Origin of the sequence: Shewanella surugensis (genome assembly GCF_023284005.1) — a bacterium.
Taxonomy (GTDB): Bacteria; Pseudomonadota; Gammaproteobacteria; order Enterobacterales; family Shewanellaceae; genus Shewanella; species Shewanella surugensis.
Window position 1 is genome coordinate 1 of the sequence record NZ_JAKIKS010000177.1, and the last position, 7,947, is coordinate 7,947.

Consider the following 7,947-nt stretch of genomic DNA (forward strand, 5'->3'; position numbering starts at 1 on the left):
CTCCATGCTGATGAGACCACGCTCAAAGTGATTAACGATGAACGTGTGAAATCGTATATGTGGGTGTACTGCTCAGGCGCCGATAGGCGCAATGATGAGCCGCGATATCAAAATATGCGCAATATTGTGCTGTACGACTACCAAGATGGTAGCCGGGCTGGCACGTGGGTTCTGTCGCAAACAGCGTGAATACTTTATGATCCAACCATCACTTTTTATGTTCACTCCTATGACACTCAATTTTTCAGGCCGACATTACCCTTCTGCGATCATCATGCAGTCACTGCGTTACTACTTGGCCTATAAACTCAGTTATCGAGAAATTGAGGAGATCTTTGCTGAGCGCAATATCCATTTTGATCACTCAACCCTGAACCGTTGGGTTATCAAATATGCGCCGCAACTCGACGCTATTTTTCGAAGGAAAAAACGGAAAGTATCAGGTTCGTGGCGAATGGACGAGACCTACATCAAGGTTAAAGGCCAATGGGTTTACTATTATCGAGCTGTTGATAAATTTGGCGCGGTGATTGATTTTTATTTGAGTGAAAACCGTGATGAGCCAGCGGCACGGGCTTTTTTCGATAAAGCGATAAAGAGTAGCGGAGTACCACATCGAGTTGTCATTGATAAAAGTGGTGCTAATGCTGCGGCCTTAGATACTATCAATATCCGCCTTTGGTTAATGGGGTGCATGCTATTGATGATTGAAGTTTTAGCAGTCAAATATCTCAACAATATAGTGGAGCAAAGCCACCGTAAAGTGAAAGGTAAAATGCATCAATGCTTAGGTTGGCAGTCTTGGCTTGGGGCTGAAGCAACATTAGCAGGTGTAGAGGTTTGGTCAATGATTAAGCTGGGACAAATGAAAACGGATCGCAACATGACCCCATGGGAGCAGTTTTATTCTTTAGCGGGATAGTTGTAACGGAGGGATAGTACACGCTTCATTTATAGCGACGTTATCTGAGTTTGCGACAGAACCGATTAAACTGCGGATATAAAATGGCTACAAAGGAAACAGCTGGGATCACTTCAAATAAATATGCCCTCCTAGAAGAAGTGACCTCATTCGGTGCAAAAACCCAATAAGCCACTAAATATAATGCCATCATAGATATTGCAATATAGATGCATTTTTCAATCACCTCCACACGCATAAAGTAAAAATAAAATCCGATTAAAACCAACACGACTACGATGATGATTGCTACCATAAAAATCCTTGGTTCACTTTCGTTAAAAGCTCCTTTGTATTATAAAGAACAACATACCAATCAAATTAAATTTATATATTACAATATGATATTGCTTTTATTATTTAGACTGCTGAGTCTTAGTCTCAAGTTCATGTCCACGCCAAGACATACCGATTGCAGCGATAAAAATGAATAAAAAACCAATATAGGTATTCCATTGAAGGGATTTATCATAATACACCCAATCTAATACAGCAGAAAAAATAATCGTCATGTAATAAAATGGCGTTAAACTCGCGGGCTTATTCACATAGCGATAAGCTTTAGTGCGTAAAGCCTGATTACTGATCGTTAATATGGCAAGACTGACAATAATAACCCATAACATATCGTGAGTTCCAGCCATAAATAATGCCGTTAAGGTTGGCAACTTTCCAAGAATTAACACAATCACTAAAGTATACAAACTCGAAAATGCGAACATCATTAACGTTACGTCAAAAGCAGAACCCCGCTTTGAAGAGTAATGCATGGTGACTTGAGAACACGCATTTAAAAACCCTGATAATAACCCCACGAAAATAATCCAACTCATCCCTCCTGACGAATGTAAAATAAAAGCCACCCCCATAAAACTCACCACGGTGGCTACACATGTTTTTATTTTAATTTCCGTTCTAAAACATAGATAACTGATAAAAGGTAAAAACAACCCTGAGGTAGTAAATAGTAAAGTACCGACTAATAAAGAGCCATTTAATAAATAAAAAAACAAACAGTATTGTGAAGATACCGTTAATAATGAACGAAAAATATGGATACGCCATTGTGAAAAATCAACTTTTTCATCAAATAAAATAATGGCTATCCAAAGTAATATCAAAAAAGGAATAAAAAATCGTAAAAAAACAAGCACAGAGAAATCGATGAGTGTTGTCAGCTCCTTACCTAATAATGCCACTAAAGATAATGAAACAGCCGAACATAACATCAAAATAACACTCACGATGAAGTCCTGATTAGAGATACGTGAGATACTCATAAAATCAGTTCCTTAACAGTCAATAATCTCGCAATCCGTGATAAAAAACGCAAGCTCGCCTCGTGAACCTCATCGGTATCCGCTTCACACGCATCGGTAACGATAGTCACCTGATAATCCCTATCATGAGCTTCTCTAGCAGTAAGCTCCACCGCATTACTGGTCGACACCCCTGCTAAAATGAGTTTTTCAATACGATTAGCCCGCAAAATAAGATCGAGATCCGTGCCATAAAACGCACTCACTCTGTGCTTAATTATATTCACGTCATCCGCCTCTCGATTCAGCGTTTGACAAAAATCGCCTCCCCAAGCGTTTAGCGCCAGTGCGTTATTGGCTTTAGCCCCACTAAATAGCGGTGAAATTGATGACCCATCTTTATAATGCGCATTAAACCCCACACGTACGTGACAAATTAATTCACCTCGATGACGTCCCCAAGCCGTTAATTGATTCATCTTATTGATGATGTTTTTATTTTCAATACGATCCGCATATTTAGCCAACTTGCCCTTTTCATGGCAAATGTCATTGATTAGATCCAGAGTAATAATGGCTGTTTTCATGATATAAACCTTCCTGTTGAATTATGTATAAATGACAGTCAATATCTTAAGCACTAGAAGCTTATTACTCCAACGAAGTAAAAATAAAATCGACTCTGTCACTCACTGAGCCTAAAGGGACTTCGACGAGTTTATAGCCAAAATGACTGTAGGCCCTACGCATGGTTTGATATGTCCTCACTGCTTCATCAAAATCTTGTTTTCGCTCCAGAACATTTGCATATACCCGTGATACTTCAAGATGCATGTTTTCAGAGCCAGTAAAACCAATCAATTTAAGGCGCATGATTACGAGAATGTAGGTACCTTTTAAAAGCATGCAACACAGAAGTGGTTGGTTTTAATGACTCCTAATAGGCTGGTTTAAAAACCTTTCATGCTGCGTTATTGAGCATTAACGTAGAATCACTAGGTCATCTGCTCAAAGCCTTGCCTACAAGGCTTTTAATTCCAGCTGAATCCAGCATCTTGAAGTATCACGGGTATAAATCGCCCTCCAAGGAGGAAAGATAAACACCGTTTTATGGTATTGGTTATTCTCACAGGCATGAATAAGCTCATCAGTTAACGCTAAATTTTCAAGCAAAGAGTAACCATAACAGTCAATCACCCCCCTATCGAAAAATATCCTTTCTGAAAAGTGCTGACTAACTTGGTATGAGAATAGCTCTTCTTTTAACATCAGATCTCGAAATTGCGTCTTATTAACCCACGGGAGTCCTTGGCCACTCTTTAACATTTCAGACTGAATAACCTGACGGCCCACTTCGTCCATACACTTCAATCCTCGTGCCTGTAGCGCATTAATGACACTGGTCTTTCCTGAACCAGGCCCACCCGTCAGCACGATAAGTTGATGCTTATGATTCATGATGATCTCGCCATGTTTTTATTTAAGATTTTATAATCATTGAACTTGCTGTGTATGACCGAAAAGAAAAGTCATTCCGCGGGTGATCAGGGAATAAAATGTGAAGAAAGATACTTCTCAGCAACGATATTAAGGGATAACATCGATGCTGAGCAACCGATCCTAGCGTAGGATCAATATAACGTTAGCGAATGAACCATTGAGTTGTTTAATAACGTCTTAAACTAACTGTTTAATTTCACTTTCCAAATCGCAGGACCGGTTTCATGAACATTCACGCCTTCAGAATCTACCGCAACAGTCACTGGCATGTCTTTGACATCAAACTCATAGATGGCTTCCATTCCTAAGTCTTCAAAGGCGACCACACGTGATTTTTTAATGGCTTTGGACACGAGATAAGCCGCGCCGCCAACTGCCATTAAATAAACGGATTTGTGCTGCTTAATCGACTCCACTGTCGCAGGGCCGCGCTCCGCTTTACCTATCATGCCCATTAAACCCGTTTTATCGAGCATCAAATCGGTAAACTTATCCATACGCGTTGCCGTTGTCGGACCTGCAGGCCCCACCACTTCATCACCCACAGGATCCACTGGGCCGACGTAGTAAATAAATTTACCGGTAAAGTCGACACCCTCAGGTAGACCTTCACCGCTTTCAATTAAGCTCTGAATACGTTTATGCGCGGCATCACGTCCCGTCAGCATTTTACCGCTGAGCAATATCGTCTCACCACTCTTCCATTGTTCCATTTGCGCTTGAGTAATGGTGTTTAAATCAACCCGGCGAACGCTGTCACCCACTTCCCAGGTGATTTCAGGCCAATCACTCAATGATGGTGGCGTAAGATCGGCAGGCCCCGTGCCATCAAGGTGAAAATGCACGTGACGCGTGGCAGCACAGTTAGGGATCATCACCACAGGTTTTGATGCCGCATGAGTGGCCGCCGACTTAATTTTAACGTCTAATACGGTTGTCACGCCGCCTAAACCTTGCGCGCCAATGCCCAATTTATTAGCACGTTCAAAAATGTCCAGTCTCAATTTTTCATCGGTGGTTTCAGCCCCGCGAGCTTGCAATTCATGAATGTCTATCGACTCCATTAACGACTCTTTCGCCATGACAGCCGCTTTTTCTGCGGTGCCACCAATACCTATGCCTAACATACCCGGTGGACACCAGCCAGCCCCCATGGTCGGTAAGACTTTTTCAACCCAAGCAGCGATATCATCTGATGGATTAAGCATCGCCATCTTGGCTTTATTCTCAGAGCCGCCGCCTTTAGCCGCGATCATCACTTCAATCTGATGACCTGGCACCATTTCAACGTGCACCACTGACGGGGTGTTATCTCGGGTGTTTTTACGCGCACCAGCAGGATCAGACACAATCGAAGCACGCAGCGGATTATCTGGGTTGGTATAAGCCCGGCGGACACCTTCATCAACCATTTCTTGCACGGTTAAATCCGTTTTGTCCCATTGCACAGCCATGCCAATTTTCACAAATGTCGTCACAATCCCGGTATCTTGACATAAAGGACGTTTACCTTCGGCAGACATACGTGAATTAATCAAAATTTGGGCAATCGCATCTTTCGCCGCCGTGCTTTCTTCACGCTCGTAAGCATTGGCCATCGCATCAACAAAATCTTTAGGATGATAATACGAAATATATTGCAAGGCATCAGCAACGCTTTCAATTAAATCACTTTGCTTAATGGCATTTTGTTTAGCGGCAGGTTTTTTTTTACTCACAGACACTTCCTCATTCACATTCTATAGGGGCGCGTTCTGATCTATCTAAACAATTTGCAGATATGAGCTTCAAATTGTTTAGATATAACCATATTGGCTTTCGTATTTTATTTATAGGCAATATGATACTCTTTCGCGACTTTGAGTTAAATAGCACTTTTTAGATAGGACTAATCGATGAGCGAAACGGCGAATAATACCTTATTCTTTCGGCGTATTGACTGTAAATTAAGCACTGAAACCCTTTTTGACTATTTTTCAGACTCTCCTTGGGCGATATTGCTCGACTCCGCCAATGCCATTCATTGTGATGCCCATGTTGATATCATCTGCGCGGCACCGATTGCCACCTTAACGACCAAAAATCAGACCAGTACTTTGGCCTATTTTGAGCCCAGCTCACTCAATCGCCTCAATAATAGCCACCTGACGCCGATAAAAGTGCATCAGTCTCAAGATGATCCTTTTCAACTGTTAGAGACAACCTTAGCAAGGTTATTTCCCATCAATAAAACCGCGCCCTTCCCTTTTTGTGGCGGCGCGATGGGCAGCTTTAGCTACGATTTAGGCAGACATATCGAAATCCTCCCTAAACACGCTAAGCACGATATTCAATTGCCTGAAATGAACGTTGGCTTTTATACTTGGGCATTTATTTTCAATTACCAAGAACAATGCTGGTATCTGCTCCACTATGAAGGCGAAAGCGCTGCTAATAGCTTACTGGATGAATTACAAACACTGCTTTCTTTACCCTTGATAAAAGCACGGTCTCACTTTGATCTCTGCTCACCTTGGCAAAACCAAATAACCCAACAGGAATATGAGCAAAAATTTGACCGTATTCAGTCTTATCTACAAAGCGGTGATTGTTATCAAATTAATTTAACCCAGCGTTTCAGTGCCTGCTATCAAGGCGATGAATATCAAGCATATAAAACGCTTCGTGACAGCAATTGTGCGCCTTTTTCTGCTTTTATTCGCTTACCCGAACAAGCCCTGTTATCCATTTCACCTGAACGCTTTATTCAACTTCGCGAGTATTACATTCAAACGAAACCCATCAAAGGCACCATGCCACGCTATGACGATCCGGTTATGGACGCTAATTCTGCCGACTGCTTACGTCACTCAACCAAAGACAGAGCCGAAAACGTCATGATTGTCGATCTATTGCGTAATGATTTAGGTAAAGTCGCCAAAGCGGGAAGCGTTAGCGTACCAAATTTATTTGATATCGAAAGCTTTCCTGCCGTACATCATCTCGTCAGTACGGTTACCGCCGAACTTGATGAGCATAATAGTGCCGCCTCATTACTGCGCGCCGCCTTTCCTGGAGGCTCCATCACCGGCGCCCCAAAAATCCGGGCAATGGAAATCATAGAAGAACTTGAACCGTCAAGACGCAGCCTCTATTGTGGCTCTATTGGTTATTTAAGCCAAGATGGACAAATGGACACCAGTATTACTATTCGTACCTTAGTCGCCGAAAATCAGCAATTATACTGCTGGGCTGGCGGCGGCATTGTGGCCGATTCCGTCGCCGCAGCGGAATATCAAGAAAGTTACGATAAAGTCAGCCAAATTTTACCTATACTTTCAAATGAGTAATCTCTCCTCACGCCATTAGAATCGAACATTTTAAAGTGGCTTGAATATTGAATTTAGGCGATAATGAGAATAGGATTAAAACAATCTGAGTAAAAAGGATGTCATTATGGGTATATTATGGGTAGCCATGGGTTTAGTGAGTACAACCTTCGCCTACCTAAGCGATCCAAAATGACCTTAAATGAGTTCAAGCTACGCTACCATGTGCATACCCTACCGTCTCATCACCGTTTAATGGTTAACTCACCTTTAACGCCAGCCGCCGTGTTGCTTGCATTACAGCCCATCAACCATGAGTTACACTTGATTTTTACCCGCAGGCCCACTCATCTACGGGCGCACCCAGGTCAGATTAGTTTCCCCGGCGGAAAAGTAGAACAAGGTGATGCCGATCTTATTGCCACCGCGTTAAGAGAAGCCGAAGAGGAAATTGGTCTCTCTCCTGAAAACATTGAGGTGATCGGTCGTTTCCCCTCCCAAAAAACCCTCACGGGGTTTGAAATCACCCCGGTTTTGGGCATTGTTAAAAGCCCTTTTAAACCTAAACTCAACTCCGGAGAAGTCGCGGAATATTTTACGGTGCCCTTATCTTATTTACTCAATAAAGCACATCGACAAGTTCATCCCTTCTCCAGACACGGCCATATCTATCCTGTGTATTTTATTCCTTATCGACATCATCTGATCTGGGGGGCAACAGCCTCTATTATTGAGCTTTTATGTCAACACTTGGACGTACACTGATTGCGCCTCTTTTCACTAAAATTATCAGCAAAGATCAACAGCCCCTAGGGGGCGTTGACAATTGGCCATGATTAGCTGATTAAGATACAATTTTTCTCTTTGAAATTCATATGTCTCGTAAAATGATTAGCGATAAGCAGTGGCGACGAATTCA

Annotated in this window: 10 protein-coding genes; 4 read left to right on the top strand and 6 right to left on the bottom strand. The window is 42.3% G+C overall.

The genetic code is table 11. From position 1 onward, the window contains the following. Both L2764_RS24665 and L2764_RS24670 read left to right on the top strand, forming a co-directional pair. On the top strand, positions 1-189 hold a 189-nt coding region (locus L2764_RS24665), incomplete at its 5' end, for an IS66 family transposase (protein ID WP_248943019.1). Positions 190-229: 40 nt separating this feature from the next. Beyond that, complete coding sequence (locus L2764_RS24670; protein ID WP_248943027.1) at positions 230-922, top strand: IS6 family transposase; 693 nt, start codon at positions 230-232, stop codon at positions 920-922. Positions 923-962: 40 nt separating this feature from the next. On the opposite strand, the gene L2764_RS24675 is transcribed toward L2764_RS24670, so the two are convergent. From L2764_RS24675 to L2764_RS24700, 6 genes are all read right to left on the bottom strand, one after another. Continuing rightward, on the bottom strand, positions 963-1,217 hold the full coding sequence (locus L2764_RS24675; protein WP_248943020.1) for a hypothetical protein: 255 nt from the start codon (positions 1,215-1,217) through the stop codon (positions 963-965). 100 nt (positions 1,218-1,317) lie between these two features. After that, on the bottom strand, positions 1,318-2,241 hold the full coding sequence (locus L2764_RS24680; RefSeq protein WP_248943021.1) for a DMT family transporter: 924 nt from the start codon (positions 2,239-2,241) through the stop codon (positions 1,318-1,320). Continuing rightward, a complete protein-coding gene (locus L2764_RS24685) occupies positions 2,238-2,807 on the bottom strand; it encodes a cysteine hydrolase family protein (RefSeq protein WP_248943022.1) in 570 nt (189 codons plus the stop codon). Before L2764_RS24685 ends, L2764_RS24680 begins: the two co-directional genes overlap by 4 nt. 64 nt (positions 2,808-2,871) lie before the next feature. Continuing rightward, positions 2,872-3,093: a hypothetical protein gene (locus tag L2764_RS24690; protein ID WP_248943023.1), complete on the bottom strand. Its 222-nt coding sequence runs from the start codon at positions 3,091-3,093 to the stop codon at positions 2,872-2,874. 147 nt (positions 3,094-3,240) lie between these two features. Then, positions 3,241-3,678: an AAA family ATPase gene (locus L2764_RS24695; RefSeq protein ID WP_248943024.1), complete on the bottom strand. Its 438-nt coding sequence runs from the start codon at positions 3,676-3,678 to the stop codon at positions 3,241-3,243. A 224-nt stretch (positions 3,679-3,902) separates the two neighbouring features. Continuing rightward, positions 3,903-5,438, bottom strand: a complete 1,536-nt coding sequence (locus L2764_RS24700) for a fumarate hydratase (protein ID WP_376708490.1) — start codon at positions 5,436-5,438, stop codon at positions 3,903-3,905. A gap of 177 nt (positions 5,439-5,615) precedes the next feature. Between L2764_RS24700 and pabB the strand changes: the two genes are divergently transcribed. Continuing rightward, entirely contained in the window at positions 5,616-7,049 is a 1,434-nt protein-coding gene (gene pabB, locus L2764_RS24705) for an aminodeoxychorismate synthase component I (RefSeq protein WP_248943026.1), read from the top strand. 171 nt (positions 7,050-7,220) lie between these two features. Further along, positions 7,221-7,793: a CoA pyrophosphatase gene (locus L2764_RS24710; protein WP_248943028.1), complete on the top strand. Its 573-nt coding sequence runs from the start codon at positions 7,221-7,223 to the stop codon at positions 7,791-7,793. Positions 7,794-7,947: the final 154 nt, after the last annotated feature.